The organism is Pseudanabaena sp. UWO310, assembly GCF_006861605.1.
In the GTDB taxonomy this organism is placed as follows: Bacteria; Cyanobacteriota; Cyanobacteriia; order Pseudanabaenales; family Pseudanabaenaceae; genus Pseudanabaena.
The window spans coordinates 1-15,252 of sequence record NZ_SELU01000038.1 but is presented as its reverse complement, the minus strand read 5'-3'; the positions used below and the strand labels follow the sequence as shown (position 1 = coordinate 15,252).

Sequence of the window (15,252 nt, the reverse complement as noted above, 5' to 3'; positions counted from 1 at the left end):
CAATCCCCAAAAGTGTGGCTACACTTTTGGGGATTGAAAACCAAACCCAGTAAGGTTTTGAGATTCCCAAAATGGCGTTGCCATTTTGGGAATTGGTATAAAACCCCAAAGAGAGTTGCCGCGCGGAGCGCGGCAACTCTCTTTGGGGTTTTGATTTTGTTCTAGCAAAACTGGCGGCAGCTATACAAAGCACTGCCAATTCCTTGATCAACTTTGGCAATAGTTTACAGACAATGACTTTTAGTTGGTAAGTTTACTTATACTTATCAATGCCGATTGCTATACTTTTAGGCATTACTTTAAAGAGATCGATATTCCGTGCTAGAAGTTCGCAAAATCTGTAAATCTTATGGAAAGAAGCAAGTTTTGCATGACTTAAGCTTTGCTATTCAGTCGGGGGAAGTCTATGGTTTGCTGGGCCCTAATGGAGCTGGCAAAACTACTATGATTAGTATTTTATGTGGGCTGATCGCCGCCGATCGCGGATTGGTAACGATGAATGGTCAAAAACCATCGGTATCAACGCGATCGCTCATCGGAGTCGCCCCACAGGATAATATTTTTTATAAGAGCTTAACCTGTGAAGAAAATCTGCGTTTTTTTGGGCAGCTTTACGGATTGAATAACCAAGCCTGTCAGAAACAAGCTCATTATTGTTTGGAATTAGTGGGATTAAGCGATCGCGCCCAAAGTATTGCGGAAACCCTCAGCGGAGGGATGCAGCGGCGATTAAGTATGGCTCTTGCGCTCGTCCATCAGCCGCAATTAGTCGTACTAGATGAGCCAACCACAGGACTGGATATCGAAGCCCGTTATGAAGTTTGGGAATTAATTCGTAAGCTGAGTAGTCAGGATACTGCTATTTTACTGACTACTCATATGCTAGAAGAAGCTGAACGCCTCTGTCAGCGGATTGGTATTATCAAGAAGGGAAATTTATTGGCTGAAGGGAGTCTTGAGGAACTGCGTAAATATATTCCTGCAAAGGAAATTGCCATTATCTGTACGCCAACTGAGAATTTGGCGATCGCTAGAGCGATCGAACTCGGCTTTGATTATCGCCACTATGGGCGAGATCTTGCTTTTTGGCTACCGAGGGCGATGGAGCTAAAAGAAATTTTGGAATGTTTTGAAGGGATCAAAATTGACTCAATTATGCGTCAGCCAGTCCGCCTTGAAAATATCTATGTCGAAGTCACCCAAAATACTCCCTTCCCAGTGAAGAATTAGGCGTTGTGGCGCGAAGCGCCGCAACGTCTAATTATTGTTCCAGTGAAGAATTAGAGGTTGTGGCGCGAAGCGCCGCAACGTCTAAACTGAACTACTGACGATACTTTTTACATGGGCAAATACTGCCTTGGTAAAAGCTAATAGATTGGCTTGAACTTGGGGAATATCTTTAGATACAAGGCGATCGAGTGAGGTGTAATAGGTGGCAGCTAACTTCGGACGGCTACCAGCTTTCATCATCCATAGACCATCGGCGACACTGGCGCGGACTTCGACAATAAGATCGTTATTTTCAGGTATGACAAAGCTCTGATTGATGCCCTGAAAAGCGCGGATTTGCTTCCGCGCATCCCCCTTGATCCAAACTGTTGCGACTAGATAGGGGCTTACAGATTGCAGATCTTGATGGGGGACTGATCTCGCTGCATATAGATACAGCAATTGTAGCCAAGGTAGAGGATAAATAATCTCTAAGGCGCTATAACCACTCTGTTTGGCGATCGCTATTCCTTCAAAATAATCTATAGTTTGCCCCCATTGTTCGCTAAAGGATTTTGCCACATCGGGATTGAGGAATAGATCCCCCCACATGCGATGTTGCCAAGGTTGCATGTTCATAGAATGCATGTATTCCCCAAACTCATGGGCGAGATGATGTTGCTTTTGGGCTACCAAAGCATAGATATCCTGCCAGCAGAAATAGGGCATTGAGGAATTAATATCATCGTGGGGTTGCAGATAGTAAAGCTTGGCTTCCTCACTATCTAAAATTTCGGGCTCGAACAAGCAGTAACTATTGCTAATCACCGCTACATAGGTTGGTTTGGATTGAAGCTTAGCGATCGCCAAAAAGGTCGCGAGCGAGTACTCACTCAACTCGCTTTCGATACGATGGTCACAGATAATATCAAAATCTTGGCATTCTAAAAGAATATCGGGCTGGATGTCCGATGAGAAAAAAGGATAGCTAACCGCTTTAATAAATGTTGAACGGGGCTTTCCCGATCGCTGAGTCAGGAAACTAACGAAATCTTGACCTAAACCTTGAACATTTTTCAGCAAATATTCCCAAGAAGCAGCAAAACGCTCTTTCTTGTCTAGGTTTGGTGGCAGCAAAAAAATATTACTCATAGCTGGGCGCTATCTAGCCTCATTTCGCTACATTGTATAGTTTATCTGGGTATAGTTTATCTGGCAAAAAATATCTAGTCGAAAAGTCACAAAAACAATAGAGAGTTGCGGCGCTAAGCGCCGCAACTCTCTATTGTTTTTGTTTTCCTGACTTGATAAATTGCCAAAACCCGTAAAGTTGCGCCCCGTAGGGGCGCAACTTTACGGGTTTTGGTTTGTAATTAATTATGCCTAGCTACTTATTTGCTTGAGTATGGTAGCGAGTGCTTTAAAATATTGTTTTAAAGAATGAATTTTGCAACTTCGATCGCAACTATGGTAGAAGTCTTGACTAGCGAACCCCAGCAACAGATTATTGCCAGCAACGCTATTGTGGCGAGCGGCTTGAGCAAAACCTATCGTACTGGCTTTTGGTTAAATCAAAAAATTAGTTCTTTACAGGATTTTTCTTTAACCATTCGCAAGGGTGAAACCTTTGGCGTGTTAGGACCTAATGGAGCTGGTAAAACGACTCTATTAAAAATCTTGCTCGGTATTGTCCAGCCAACCTCAGGTACGGGTGAGATCTTAGGATACCCTCTTGGCGATCGCACAGCGAAACAGTCCATCGGGTACTTACCTGAAAATGCTTATTATTACGACTACTTGACGGGATGGGAATTACTGGATTTTATCGGTAGTTTATTTGGCGTTGCCCCATCACTGCGCCGCCAGCGTATTGCGGATTTATTGGATCTGGTCGGACTGTCCCAATCTGTAGCGCGTAAAAAGCAACTGCGCCAATATTCTAAGGGAATGGTGCAGAGAATTGGCGTTGCTCAAGCCTTGATTAATGATCCCGAAGTGGTATTTCTTGATGAGCCGATGTCGGGACTAGATCCCGTGGGTCGCTATCAAGTCCGCGAAATTATTTTAATGCTCAAAAATCAAGGCAAAACGGTATTTTTTAACAGTCATATTTTGTCGGATGTCGAGCTAATTTGCGATCGCATTGGCATTCTCAATAAAGGGGAATTGGTCGCGATGGGGACTCTCAATGAGTTATTAGGTACGGAACAGTCCTATCAAGTGAGCGGGCATGGTGGTACTGAGGTCGAATTACAGCCTTGGCTCCAACATCTCATTTTTCAAAACGATACTTGGCATGGTCAACTAGCCAAGGATCTACCTGAATTCTTGACCTATATCGCTAGTATTGGGGCAAAGGCGATCGCCATCGAGTTAGCACGTCAAACCCTTGAGGAATTTTTTATCGATCAAATCAAAGCCTCGCGGCACAAGGACTAATCGCGATTCTAAAGAGAGGGTTGGAGCTTTGCTCCAACCCTCTCTTTAGATCTGAGTCATGTGGGTATACTCCGTCAATAGCTCGTCATAGGTGAGGCTATCGGTGTCTGCCTGTGGACTCCACAGCAGTTCAAACACTAACAAATGGCTAGAGGGAATTGCGGCGATCGCCTTTAAGGCGGACTGTAATTGCTCGGTATTGTGGATTTCGCCAAAGAGGGGCTTGTCATGCTCGGTACCAATTAAGAGTGTTACCACAATATAGGCCGAAGGATCCTTGTCAGGAGAAGCGATCGCCGTCGAACGTTGAGCAACGCGCCCTTTGACGTTTACTAAGGTTTCTTCACTAAACTTAGTGCGTTCTTCTAGGGACAGTTCGTTAAATAGGGACTCAGCGCGATCGCGATTTACTGATTGCGAACTAGATGAAACATGGCTCCAGTTTTCGGGGGTACGCATCAAAGCTAACGCCGACTCTTGCATCAGCGTCATTAAACCTTCTGACGTATCCGTATCCACTTCAAGGCTTAATTCGGTTAATTGGGCTTGCACCTGACGCGCTTCAGCAAGCAGGGCAACCTGTAACTTGGTGACGGTAAAGGTTTCATTTCCTACTTCTCCAGCTTTCTCTCCTGATTTGCTAGGAATCATAATTGAGCGAATGATGAAATAGACAATCGTTCCACCGACTAGCAAAATTATCAACCAAACTAGCCACGACATATCCGAAGAACCTCTATTCGTGTCGCTGCTGCGAAAAGAATTTGACGGAGAATTGGGATAATTCGACGAATTATTGATAATAATCGGTACTGGGACAATAGCTGGATTTTTTTGCGTTTGACTGGGGCTGGTTAAGGAGTCGCGATCGCTGCTAGAAGGGCTAGATGTGCTTGTAGATTTTGATGGCGATTTGGTAGAACTGCTCGAACTAGAGCTACTAGAGCTGCTAGAACTACTAGAACCCGATGATGGTGATGACTTAAAAGAGCCCCCACCGCTCCGAGCGCCGCTACTTTTGGCATAGGCTTGCTGATCTTGCAGAATCGCTAGATTGAGTTGCCGATCGCTAAAGCTCAAAGCGATCGCTTGAATCATGGAGAAGGTGAGTAATGTGGTTGTAAAGAACTGAAGTTTTTTCCTGTACATATTACAAATATCAAATTACAAATTACAAATTACAAATATCGGATGGCTGCTAATGCTTGCCAGTAAATTTTGAGAGAGTTGTTTGCCACTTGCAGCATCATTATGGGGCGTAACGCAAGCAAACTCATCTAAACCATAACGATAAATTAAACTGTTAGCCTCACCGTTATTGCTCAAATATTACTCAAATATTGCTCACCCCCCCGACGATCGCCTTAAGCTCAAGAAACTATAACTCTTATAAGTGCCATATCCCTATCCCTTAAATAGTTTAAATAAATAGTTTAAATAGTTGCATCATCTAAAGATAAACACTCCACCGATTAGCAAAATTATCGGCCAAACTAGCCACGACATGACCGAAGAACCTTTATTCGCGTCGCTGCTGCGTAAAGAACTTGACGAATTATCGATAATACTTGGCGTTGAGACAGGCACTGGGACAGGCGCTGGGACAATAGCTGGATTCTTTTGCGTTTGACTGGGGCTAGTTAAGGAGTTGCGATCGCTAGAAGGGCTAGATGTGCTTGTGGGTATAGATTTTGATGGCGATTTGGTAAAGCTACTCGAACTACTAGAACTCGATGATGGTGATGACTTAAATTTTGATGGCGATTTGGTAGAGCTACTCGAACTACTCGAACTCGATGATGGTGATGATTTAAAAGAGCCCCCACCGCTCCGAGCGCCGCTACTTTTGGCATAGGCTTGCCGATCTTGCAGAATTGCTAGATTGAGTTGCTGATCGCTAAAGCTCAAAGCGATCGCTTGAATCATGGAGAAAGTGAGTAATGCCGTTGTCAAGAACTGAAGTTTTTTCTTGTACATTTTTTTGTACATATTACAGATATCAAATTATAAATTATAAATATAGTAATCCTGAATTAGTTGTGATAAATTTTGATAAAAACCCTTACTGGGTTTGGTTTTTAATTCATAAAAGGTTGTTATACTTTCGTGAATTGGTATAAGTACCTCAGCATAATTACAATATAATTAAAATCCAGATATAAAACCTACGACGCACGCTGCGCGTGCGTCGCAGGTTTGAGGGTTTTATATTTAACGTCAGTTCGGCTTAAGCTGGCAAATTTTCACAGCCCAAAAGTAAAAGCCTTGCATAGCAAGGCTTTTACTTTTGGGCTGTGAAAAAGGGTTTGCGTCGCAAACCCTTTCTCACAGCCCGTTTCAAATTATCCCGAACTCACGTTAGATAAGTTCTTTGATATAGTCCTGATTGCCACCCGCACATTGAGCTTGATGTAGTGAGTGTTCTGCTAAAGCTACAAGTTTGCCAAAACTCCGATCGAGATTTTGTTGGCTGAGGCTTGCTAAAGTCGTTACCACTCCACCGACACTAATCGTTAGTGGAAATAACAATGCCGAAGAGACAGAAATTGGATGGCTGCTAATGCTTGCCAGTAAATTTTGAGAGAGTTGTTTGCCACTTGCAGCATCATTATGGGGCGTAATGCAAGCAAACTCATCTAAGCCATAACGATAAATTAAACTGTTAGCCTCACAGTTATTGCTCAAACGCCCGACGATCGCCTTAAGCGTCTCATTGCCAACCTGCTCGCCATAGGAATCGACAATCGGTTGAAAGCGATCGATATCAATGATCAACAAGCTCAAGAAACTATAACTTTGATAAGCGCCATAGCCCTTAAACAGTTGCATCATTTTCGGCACGATCTCAACAAAGGCTTGCTCACTTAAAGCCTTTGTTAAAGGATCGACTAAGTTCAATGTATCCAGCAAGTCATTTTGAGCGAGTAATTTCTGGTTAGTCCAGATCAAAGACTGCGTTAACGCACTGACCTTTAGCCCCGTCCGCAATCTTGCTCTTAGCTCAGAACCATCAATGGAGTTGCTGAGAAATTCATCAACACCCGCATCTAAACCTATTTGACGTTGTTGATTGTTCAAAGCATCGACAATCAAGACAAAATACGTTGTCATGAGGTCGGGATGTTCGAGATTTACCTTAACCCGATGGCAAAGTGCTACACCAGAGACATCGGGGATATGCCAATCAGCTAAAACGATCGCAGGTTTTTTGTGAAGAATGATTTCCCAAGCTCTTTCGCCACTGGTTTCCGTGATGAAACTGTAACGTTCTGAGCCTAAATATTGGGTAATCGTCGTCAAAATATGCTGATCGGCACTAACGATCAGCATGAGCGCATTATGGCGGTAATACTTTAGTCTGCGGAAATCCAAGATGGTTGCCTCGCCATATTTTTGAGTCTGCGGAAATCCAGTCCTAGCGAGAAATATACGAGATTACTTTTTGCCCCAGCCAAATAACCCGCCTTTCTTTTCTGGCGCTTTTTCTGGCGGTTTGCTAGCAGTAGTCACCTGATTGATATATTTGAGGGCGATCGGCTCTTTGGGATCGAGTTTGAGAGCTTTTTGAAAGCTTGCCTTCGCGATCGCCGCCGCATTTTGATTCATTTGCACTAACCCCTTAAGCGCATAGACCTTAGCGTTATTAGGATCGAGTTTCTCAGCTCCCAGTAACTCCTTAAGCGCCTCAGTCCATTGCTTTTTACTGATAAATAACTCCGCCATATTGAGATTTCGCAATGCGGGAGACTGGGCTGGTTTGGCAGCTACAGGTTCAGGGCTATGGGTTTGACTGGGAGCAGGAGCGTAAGCATTGCTGCTGCTGGTAAAGCTCAAGGTCTGCTGAGTCAAGACATATACCAAATTTAACTCGCTGAGAGTGGTGGTGTATTCCAAGATGGTATCTAAGCTTTCATATTGTTTCGGAGCAACTTGTTCTACATATTGCTGATAGGTGACTTCGTGGGGCATCCGATAGAGTTTTTGGGCAATTTCAGAACTGATCGTCGGTATCTGTTCTTTTTGCTTGGTGTTCTGGGCAAAAATTCTTAAGGTGGCTAAATACTCTCCCCGCTCGCGATCGCTATTGAGAATTTGGTAGGCTGGGCTGACCATTTTTGAGAAATATTTAGTGGCAAGCTCTTTTTCTTCGGGAGTTCTGCCAAATACATCAGGATGCAAAATCTTTGCAAGCTTGAGAAATTTTTTGCGAATTTGGAGCGCATCACTGGTCATTGGTAAACCGAGTACGGCGTAATGATCGCTAATACCGTAACTGGCAAGACCGTTGTTGATTTTAAAGTTTTCTGGCTTTCCCACAGGTTCCACCTCTTAAGTATCTGTTCGAGTTTACCCTCTTGACGCATCTCTGTTAAAGCCCGATCTACGGCATTTTTTAGGGATACATCGTCCTTATTGACGATCGCCACTAGACGAATCGGAATTAAGGGTTCCCCAACAATTATAAAGTTGGGATTGTTGCGTGCTTGCCATACGGCTACTGGTTCATCAAGGATCATCGCATCAAGCTGGCGATCGCGCAGTTGGATGACCATCCGATCGAGATCCCGTGAGGAGAACAGGCGGATAGCATTACCCCTATTTTTATTATAGGTTTCTGCGATCGCTGCGCCTCCGCTATTTGCCACAACTCCCACCCGTTTGCCAATCATGTCGCGGAGGGATTTGATTTGCGTGCCATCGGCACGGATTAGCAACCTTTGAGCGCTACGGTAATAGGGAACGGTTTCGATGAATTTGCCCTTGGTATCGCCCGTTTCTAGGGCTCCCTCTTCCCGCGCACTAAGAAGGACATCGACCTGTCGCGAAGATAAATTTTCAGGCTGGGTAGACCAAGGAATATTAATGGGACGGGGTTCAATGTTTAATTTTGCGGCAATTTCTTGAATGATTTCTAGCTCAAACCCATCATAAAACTGCGTCTTGGCATTCCAAAACATATAGGGACCACCGATCGCGGCATCAATTCCCACTCGTAATTGTCCGCGACGCATGACGATGCCAAGGCTGCTATCTTCAGCAAATACTGGCGATATTGTGCTAGCGAACCCTAGACATAGCCCTGTATAAATTGCTAAGCCAGCAAGTTTGTGAGCAAACTTAAACATTGTTTCGATCAAAATTATTTTGTAACACTTCTCTGACTTCTTCGATACTCAATAATGGTATACGACGATGAATCATTGCATGACAATTGGGACATACAGGACGCATATCTTCAACGGGATTAATTTCATATTCTTCCCTAATTTCGGAAATAGGTTTTAGATGATGCACATGAATAAATCCGTCTCCAAGTTCACCAAATGCTTTACCAAAATTAAATCCACAAACAACACAACTCGTTCCATAATGATCGATACATTTTTCACGCGCCTGATGATTTCGTTCATAAGCATTAACTGAAACCTGAGATGTCGCCCCTTCTCGAAAAGATTTATTGACACCTAAATCATTAATAGATTGAGCTACTTCATCAGGAAATAGATTTTGTTGAACCACATCAAAAGAATTGTTGTTTTCTTCTTGTAGTTCAAGATGAATCTGTTCTACATCTTCTTTATATACATAGTTAATTGGCTCTCCTGATTTAGTGAATATACGTTTATCCACTGTCAAACAAAATGTATTCCAATCAGTAGCATGAAATTCAGACTTTTTGATATGGTGATTAATCAATAAAATACCATCTTTTCTGTTAGGATTTGACTCTTTAATTGCTTTGTCTCTGGTATATCCAGTTTCATAGGCAATGGCACTATTAACTTCTCTTCTAGTAGAAATTCTGCCATTTTTAAAAAACAATATTTCTAGTTTTAGCTCTTGATCTGTAATCAATCTAAACTGTCCGTTTTTTTTGCCGTTTATACGGAGAACTAATTCTTGATTGTCGCTTTGATGCGAAGCTTTATATATCTCATCAATCAAAGTCCGTCTTTTCTGGTCATAGTGTAGCCTGTAAGTAAAATCTGCTAACTTATTTGCAACTTCAATAACAGAATCTAACTCTGAATATCTATACAAAATTAGACTAGGGTATGACGAAGAAATCCTAAAATTCCAATCAAAATTTCTTGATTCACATATTTGTGCTATTTGAGTGAATTCATGTTTTGTAAAAGCAACACTTCCCCCTGTATTTCCACTTTCTAAGACATCAAACTCAAGAACCCACTGGAATTTACTTGTCCCACCTTTTTTAATAATATATAGCCACAGTAAATCATGTTTGCGAAGAAAATCAACACCTTTAAATTCATCACAAAAAAATACTCGTTTATCAAGATTTTTTGGGCGTTCTAATTTTTGCCCTTGTGATAATTTTTTCATTTTAGTTTTTTTATTTTAATGCTTTTGAATATACAAGTTGTTAATATACTTTACCATAACGAAATTCTAAAAATATCACTATTGACCATAGCCCTGTATATAATCAGGATTAGTCGAAAACTCTCCAGCTATTTCGTCAGAACCAATCAAAGTTTGATCAATATAAAAATAGGCTTTCACCTTGCCATCCTAACCAATTATAGGACTACACGAAACCGTTAACCATCTATACAATCACTAAGAACTGGTTAGCCACCATTTCTAAGAGACTAGCTGATGAACTAAATGTGGGGGAGTGACCTATCACAGTAATCTTTGCTGGTGTTGCTTAGTGGGAACGTAATTATGATATGCGATCGGGATTTTCTACTAAGAATTAACAAGAGGTGGATCTTGGTTAATTGGACTTGTTTTCATAGAACTAGCGATCTTCAGTAGCATTCGCAGAGCTTCATTAACAGAGGCAGAATCGTGAAATACACTTGCGACATCTGGATCGAGAACAATGGTATTTTGAGCAATATTTTGAGCTTGTTTGTATGCCTCGTAATATTTACCTCGAACACCTCCTGAGAAATCATATTCAGGAAGCATTTCATCATTGTCTATTTGAGTTTCAGGATTCATATTCTTTCCTCTCTTGGCGAGTTGCTAATCGAACACTAATTAATCGAACTTGTCCATGTCTCTCTGTATGGGATACAACAACAAGTCGATAGCGATCGCTCATGCCAATAGTCAAAAAACGAAACTCTCGCTCTGAATGAACAGGATCGTTAATTGTCAATGCTAAAGGATCACTAAACACAGTCACGCCTTCTTCAAAGGATACACCATGTTTTTGTAGGTTAGAAGTTGCTTTAACTGGATCGAAATCAAATTTCATGTAATTTCTAGAAGATAAATAGACTCCTATCTTCAGCAAATGCGGGTGATTTAATGGGCGTTATTGTGGTAGCGAATCCTAGACATAGCCCTGTATAAATTGCTAAGCCAGCAAGCCTGTGAGCAAACTTAAACATTTATTCTCTAATCAAGCGATCGCTACAAATATACCAATATCTCCATCACTCATGGTGTAGTCCATGCCGAAAAGCTCTCATTGCTTCTAATCTTGATGGCATCTGCACACAACTTACTAACAGATCAATATCAAGATCAGGTAAAAGTTGGCTACGGGGGACAAGATGGTATTCCGAAGAAATGAAAGCATATACTTGCAGTTGATTATTTTCCCAGAGCCAGACCTCAGGGATCTCAAAGCGGCGATATTTCTCTAGTTTTTCCAAGCTGCCGCTAGTCAAGATCACCTCGATCGCTAGATCAGGATTAGCTTTCTTTTCCCCAAAACAATAAGACTCATCAGGCTCAAAGGATGTCCCCTTTTCTTGCCCGCGACGAGTAGCACTACCCATAGGTATAAATTCAATTCCTTGGATAATGAAATAGGCTTCCAACAAAATTGCTAGAGATTTCTTAATCAATTCGTGGGGTTCACCAACAGTCATTAGCTCAATCCAGCCATCAAGATAAGTAATGCGAAAGCCACATGTGGCTAACAGGTTTTCTAACACCTCGAATTCTTGCCAACTATAGATCCTTGGCAATAGTAATTTTTGCTCTAGCTCAATATGAGTTGATTTAGATAAAGTGATGCTCATATGCTATGACTGCTATTACTTAGCAAATACTTACTAGCCATTTTACGCGCATGGCTCTGAAAATTTATGAGATGTAAAGTATCTATTCCTCAAAGTAATTATTTGACTGCTGTAACTAACAAGCTAACTTTTCATACTTGTCTCAGTAGTGCCTTTACAATCTTGATCTGTTCCTTGTCCAGTTTGGTAGTACCTAGCGACTTTCTGCGATTAGATGCGATCGCTCAAACTTGGTTATTGGCGCAGTTTAACGGAAGTAACTATGGATTGGGGCTACCCAAAACGGCAAGTACGGGCGGCGGCACTCGCTTGTTTGATTCCACCACGATTAAAAATGGCTCCTTCTCCCATCCTAGCCGTGGACTTCCCTCTGTGCATAGTGGTGGAGGTAAACGCCCTTGCAATCCCAACGCGATTAGAGATGGAAACTCTCCAAAGCCGAGCGAAACGAGTCCGTCTTCAAAATTACCTTTCATCATCTTGATTACGCCTGAAGATGGGGCAAAAACCGCAAGTCCTCAACCGACGCTGTATTGGTATTTAAATGATGGGAATATTTCTGAAGACCCCAGTGAAGCCAAGGATTCGCCAAATTCGGCTCATAAAGATGATTTGAACGGGCAGCTTACCTTATTTATGGACGCTCCCGAACCGATCGCAGTTTTTCAAATTGAGATGGAAATGCATGGCGGTTTGGCTAGTTTTAAATTACCGCAATCGGCTTCTTTAAAGCCAGATCAGCCCTATAAATGGCAGATTGTGGTGGAAGATCGCCTTTGCCAAAAAGTTACTGTCAGCGGTTGGATTATGTATAACCCAAACGAAGAAACCCTCAAGCAATCCTTGAATCTGGCTTTAACCGATCGCGATCGCGCCAAGATTTACGCTCGTTCAGGATATTGGTTTGAGGCGATCGATGGCTATGCCCGTTGGTTAAAATTTAAGCCCAATGATACTCCAGCCCTAAGAGAAGCAGGTGAACTTTTAAAGGCAGGGCTGGCTAATAATCGAAATTTGGACTTTGAGTCTTTTAGTAAGCAACTTGAGATCGATGAGACTTCCTTGCCTAGCAATAACCCATGATAGAAAAACGGATTTTATTTGTAAGCTATACCGCAGTTTTGGGAGGTGGAGAGCTGTGCTTGCTCGATTTTGCCCATGCCTATCGCGATCACAGTCAGGTGTTGTTATTAACTGACGGCATTTTAAAAAATCGACTGGAGGACTTGGGTGTAAAAGTAGAAGTCTTGCCATCTTCGCGATCGCTGGCAGAGGTAAAAGTATCAAGCGGGCTAGCCTCTTGGAAATCCATCGGCGATCTATGGCGACTGGGCAGGCAAATAGCTCAAAAAAGTCAAGATTTTGATCTGATTCATGCCAATAACCAAAAGGGATTTGTGGTATCAGCGATCGCGAGGTTATTTGGTGGTGCGCCCGTCGTTTGGCACTTACATGATATTTTGACCGCGAATATTTTTAGTGCGACCAATCGCAAAATTGCCGTCACCCTAGCGAATTGGTTTGCTAGCAGAGTAATCGTTAATTCCCAAGCTACGGGCGACGCATTTATTGCCTGTGGTGGTAAGCGGCAACTGCTCCGCACGGTTTATAACGGTTTTGATTGCACAAAATTTGATCGCATTAATGATCGGCAAGCGACGCTCCGTGAAGAATTGGGCATTCCGCGCGATCGCCCTTTAGTGGGCATGTTTAGCCGTCTGTCCTATTGGAAAGGACAACATATTTTGCTGGAAGCTGCCCGTGAATTGCCTGATGTCCATGTTTTACTGGTGGGTGACGCGCTCTTCGGTGAAGCGGAATATACGGAGAAGCTGAAAAATATTGCTGCCCAACCCAGTCTAAAAGGGCGTGTCCATTGGCTCGGCTTTCGCCAAGATATTCCTGCCTTAATGAAGGCATGTGATGCGATCGCCCATTGTTCGACCGCCCCCGAACCCTTTGGAAGAGTAATCGTCGAAGCTCAGTTAGCCAAAAGACCAGCGATCGCTACTATGGGTGGTGGCACGGGAGAAATTATTGATGATGGCGTGACAGGGCTATTGATCCCTCCGAACGATCCCCATCTACTTGCCAAGGCGATGCAAAAAATTTTTAGCGATCGCGAATTTACGAAGACGATAGTTGAGGCAGCCTATATCCAAGCTCAAACTAAGTTTTCGATTTCCTCCGTATGTCAAGCCTTTGAAATGGCGATCGCAGGTATATAGCTGTCGCCAAGTGTACTAGGACATAGAGCCCAAGAATTAATTGGCGGCGCTTCGCGCCGCCAATTAATTCTTGGGTTAAGTAGCGACAGCCCGTAATTAACTTTGGGGTTTACGGAGAGTTTCGTAAAAGTTGTCAAATATTAATAAATACCTAGATTCGCTTATCTATAGGTGTAAGTGAGGTTGTAAGGTTAATCAAAGTATTTTTTAAGAATAGTCGAGGCGTTAAATGATCACAGACAGCGATCGCGTTCAGATTCTCAGTGAAGCACTGCCTTATATGCAGCAATTTGCAGGACGCACTATTGTCGTTAAATATGGTGGTGCAGCCATGAAAGAAGAAAATCTGCGACAGGATGTGATTCGTGATGTCGTTACGATGTCATTCATGGGACTGCGCCCCGTGCTAGTGCATGGTGGCGGGCCTGAAATCAATACATGGCTGACTAAGCTCAATATTGAACCACAGTTTATTAATGGGTTGCGCGTTACCGATGCCGCCACGATGGAAGTTGTGGAAATGGTATTAGTAGGACGTGTTAACAAGCAAATTGTGGAAATGATCAACCTTGCTGGCGGTTCTGGTGTGGGACTATGTGGCAAGGATGGCAACCTGATCCGCGCCCGTCCCCAAGGCAATGATGAGATCGGTTTTGTCGGTGAAGTCAGTGGCATTAATATTGGGCTACTCTCCACATTGCTAGAAGCAGGACATATTCCCGTTGTATCCAGCGTTGCCACCGATGAAACAGGTCAATCCTACAATATTAATGCGGATACCGTTGCAGGTGAACTTGCGGCGGCGCTAGGAGCTGAAAAATTGATTCTACTCACTGATATTGCAGGTATTTTACATAATTACAAGGATCCCAGTACTCTCTATCGCAGTTTAACTATCCAAAAAGCAAGAGAGCTCATGAATAGTAATGTGGTTAGTGGTGGCATGATTCCCAAAGTACAGTGTTGCGTGCGATCGCTAGCTCAAGGGGTAAGAGCAGCTCATATCGTTGATGGTAGAGTCCCGCACTCACTTCTATTGGAAATCTTTACGAACAGTGGCGTTGGCTCGATGATCGTTGCTTCGGAAACATTGCTTTAAAATCTAGCTATAAAAGCTGTAGCGCACGCTGCGCGTGCGCTACAGCTTTTGATTTTGGGTTTTAATTATGCCCCGCCACTTAATACCAATTAATACCAAAAATTAAAACTGGTATAGCTATAGTTAGTAACGTTATACCAAATCACAAAATGGCGTAGCCATTTTGTGATTTTAAAACCCTTACTGGGTTTGGTTTTCAATACTTTTGGGAATTGGTATTAGAAACCGAATAGAGAGTGGCGGCGCGAAGCGCCGCCACTCTCTATTC

General features: G+C 42.8%; 16 protein-coding genes. 5 read left to right on the top strand and 11 right to left on the bottom strand.

Translation table 11 applies throughout. From position 1 onward, the window contains the following. Positions 1-318 precede the first annotated feature (318 nt). Positions 319-1,230, top strand: coding sequence for an ABC transporter ATP-binding protein (locus PseudUWO310_RS13620; RefSeq protein ID WP_142602146.1), 912 nt, complete (start codon positions 319-321; stop codon positions 1,228-1,230). Between the two features lie 81 nt (positions 1,231-1,311). Here the strand turns inward: PseudUWO310_RS13620 and PseudUWO310_RS13615 are convergent, their stop codons facing one another. After that, complete coding sequence (locus PseudUWO310_RS13615) at positions 1,312-2,361, bottom strand: hypothetical protein (RefSeq protein ID WP_142602144.1); 1,050 nt, start codon at positions 2,359-2,361, stop codon at positions 1,312-1,314. A 315-nt stretch (positions 2,362-2,676) separates the two neighbouring features. Here PseudUWO310_RS13615 and PseudUWO310_RS13610 point away from each other — a divergent pair, with 315 nt between their 5' ends. Beyond that, positions 2,677-3,648 carry an ABC transporter ATP-binding protein gene (locus tag PseudUWO310_RS13610; RefSeq protein ID WP_142602191.1) on the top strand — a complete coding sequence of 324 codons (972 nt, stop codon included), beginning with the start codon at positions 2,677-2,679 and terminating at the stop codon, positions 3,646-3,648. Positions 3,649-3,693: 45 nt separating this feature from the next. Here PseudUWO310_RS13610 and PseudUWO310_RS13605 read toward each other — a convergent pair whose 3' ends face one another. The 10 genes from PseudUWO310_RS13605 to PseudUWO310_RS13560 form a co-directional block, all read right to left on the bottom strand. Next, complete coding sequence (locus PseudUWO310_RS13605; protein WP_223805662.1) at positions 3,694-4,797, bottom strand: DUF1517 domain-containing protein; 1,104 nt, start codon at positions 4,795-4,797, stop codon at positions 3,694-3,696. Positions 4,798-4,812: 15 nt separating this feature from the next. Next, a complete protein-coding gene (locus tag PseudUWO310_RS22965; RefSeq protein ID WP_190316025.1) occupies positions 4,813-4,974 on the bottom strand; it encodes a hypothetical protein in 162 nt (53 codons plus the stop codon). 120 nt (positions 4,975-5,094) lie between these two features. Further along, positions 5,095-5,637: a hypothetical protein gene (locus PseudUWO310_RS13600; protein ID WP_142602142.1), complete on the bottom strand. Its 543-nt coding sequence runs from the start codon at positions 5,635-5,637 to the stop codon at positions 5,095-5,097. Positions 5,638-6,006: 369 nt separating this feature from the next. Then, positions 6,007-7,020: a diguanylate cyclase gene (locus PseudUWO310_RS13595; protein ID WP_190316023.1), complete on the bottom strand. Its 1,014-nt coding sequence runs from the start codon at positions 7,018-7,020 to the stop codon at positions 6,007-6,009. A 63-nt stretch (positions 7,021-7,083) separates the two neighbouring features. Beyond that, positions 7,084-7,965, bottom strand: a complete 882-nt coding sequence (locus tag PseudUWO310_RS13590) for a J domain-containing protein (RefSeq protein ID WP_142602137.1) — start codon at positions 7,963-7,965, stop codon at positions 7,084-7,086. Next, on the bottom strand, positions 7,878-8,774 hold the full coding sequence (locus PseudUWO310_RS13585) for a substrate-binding periplasmic protein (protein WP_142602187.1): 897 nt from the start codon (positions 8,772-8,774) through the stop codon (positions 7,878-7,880). Before PseudUWO310_RS13585 ends, PseudUWO310_RS13590 begins: the two co-directional genes overlap by 88 nt. Next, positions 8,767-9,996 (bottom strand): HNH endonuclease, encoded by a 1,230-nt coding sequence (locus PseudUWO310_RS13580; RefSeq protein WP_142602135.1) that lies wholly within the window; start codon positions 9,994-9,996, stop codon positions 8,767-8,769. Before PseudUWO310_RS13580 ends, PseudUWO310_RS13585 begins: the two co-directional genes overlap by 8 nt. A 369-nt stretch (positions 9,997-10,365) precedes the next feature. Next, the gene (locus PseudUWO310_RS13575) at positions 10,366-10,623 is read right to left on the bottom strand and encodes a hypothetical protein (RefSeq protein WP_142602133.1); all 258 of its coding nucleotides are present in this window, start codon (positions 10,621-10,623) and stop codon (positions 10,366-10,368) included. Then, the gene (locus tag PseudUWO310_RS13570) at positions 10,613-10,882 is read right to left on the bottom strand and encodes a BrnT family toxin (RefSeq protein ID WP_142602131.1); all 270 of its coding nucleotides are present in this window, start codon (positions 10,880-10,882) and stop codon (positions 10,613-10,615) included. The genes PseudUWO310_RS13575 and PseudUWO310_RS13570 overlap by 11 nt, the downstream gene beginning before the upstream one ends. A 181-nt stretch (positions 10,883-11,063) precedes the next feature. Further along, positions 11,064-11,657, bottom strand: coding sequence for a Uma2 family endonuclease (locus PseudUWO310_RS13560; RefSeq protein ID WP_142602128.1), 594 nt, complete (start codon positions 11,655-11,657; stop codon positions 11,064-11,066). 66 nt (positions 11,658-11,723) lie between these two features. Between PseudUWO310_RS13560 and PseudUWO310_RS13555 the strand changes: the two genes are divergently transcribed. From PseudUWO310_RS13555 to argB, 3 genes are all read left to right on the top strand, one after another. After that, positions 11,724-12,740 carry a DUF928 domain-containing protein gene (locus PseudUWO310_RS13555; protein WP_142602126.1) on the top strand — a complete coding sequence of 339 codons (1,017 nt, stop codon included), beginning with the start codon at positions 11,724-11,726 and terminating at the stop codon, positions 12,738-12,740. Further along, the gene (locus PseudUWO310_RS13550) at positions 12,737-13,885 is read left to right on the top strand and encodes a glycosyltransferase family 4 protein (RefSeq protein ID WP_142602124.1); all 1,149 of its coding nucleotides are present in this window, start codon (positions 12,737-12,739) and stop codon (positions 13,883-13,885) included. Before PseudUWO310_RS13555 ends, PseudUWO310_RS13550 begins: the two co-directional genes overlap by 4 nt. Before the next feature lie 229 nt (positions 13,886-14,114). Next, positions 14,115-14,984: an acetylglutamate kinase gene (argB, locus tag PseudUWO310_RS13545; protein ID WP_142602121.1), complete on the top strand. Its 870-nt coding sequence runs from the start codon at positions 14,115-14,117 to the stop codon at positions 14,982-14,984. Positions 14,985-15,252: the final 268 nt, after the last annotated feature.

Bases quoted from the DNA above. Each gene is read 5' to 3' on its own strand.
- PseudUWO310_RS13615 (WP_142602144.1), bottom strand. From the start codon at position 2,361: ATGAGTAATATTTTTTTGCTGCCACCAAACCTAGACAAGAAAGAGCGT.
- PseudUWO310_RS13610 (WP_142602191.1), top strand. From the start codon at position 2,677: ATGGTAGAAGTCTTGACTAGCGAACCCCAGCAACAGATTATTGCCAGC.
- PseudUWO310_RS13605 (WP_223805662.1), bottom strand. From the start codon at position 4,797: ATGTACAGGAAAAAACTTCAGTTCTTTACAACCACATTACTCACCTTC.
- PseudUWO310_RS13600 (WP_142602142.1), bottom strand. From the start codon at position 5,637: ATGTACAAAAAAATGTACAAGAAAAAACTTCAGTTCTTGACAACGGCA.
- PseudUWO310_RS13585 (WP_142602187.1), bottom strand. From the start codon at position 8,774: ATGTTTAAGTTTGCTCACAAACTTGCTGGCTTAGCAATTTATACAGGG.
- PseudUWO310_RS13580 (WP_142602135.1), bottom strand. From the start codon at position 9,996: ATGAAAAAATTATCACAAGGGCAAAAATTAGAACGCCCAAAAAATCTT.
- PseudUWO310_RS13575 (WP_142602133.1), bottom strand. From the start codon at position 10,623: ATGAATCCTGAAACTCAAATAGACAATGATGAAATGCTTCCTGAATAT.
- PseudUWO310_RS13570 (WP_142602131.1), bottom strand. From the start codon at position 10,882: ATGAAATTTGATTTCGATCCAGTTAAAGCAACTTCTAACCTACAAAAA.
- PseudUWO310_RS13560 (WP_142602128.1), bottom strand. From the start codon at position 11,657: ATGAGCATCACTTTATCTAAATCAACTCATATTGAGCTAGAGCAAAAA.
- PseudUWO310_RS13555 (WP_142602126.1), top strand. From the start codon at position 11,724: ATGAGATGTAAAGTATCTATTCCTCAAAGTAATTATTTGACTGCTGTA.
- PseudUWO310_RS13550 (WP_142602124.1), top strand. From the start codon at position 12,737: ATGATAGAAAAACGGATTTTATTTGTAAGCTATACCGCAGTTTTGGGA.
- argB (WP_142602121.1), top strand. From the start codon at position 14,115: ATGATCACAGACAGCGATCGCGTTCAGATTCTCAGTGAAGCACTGCCT.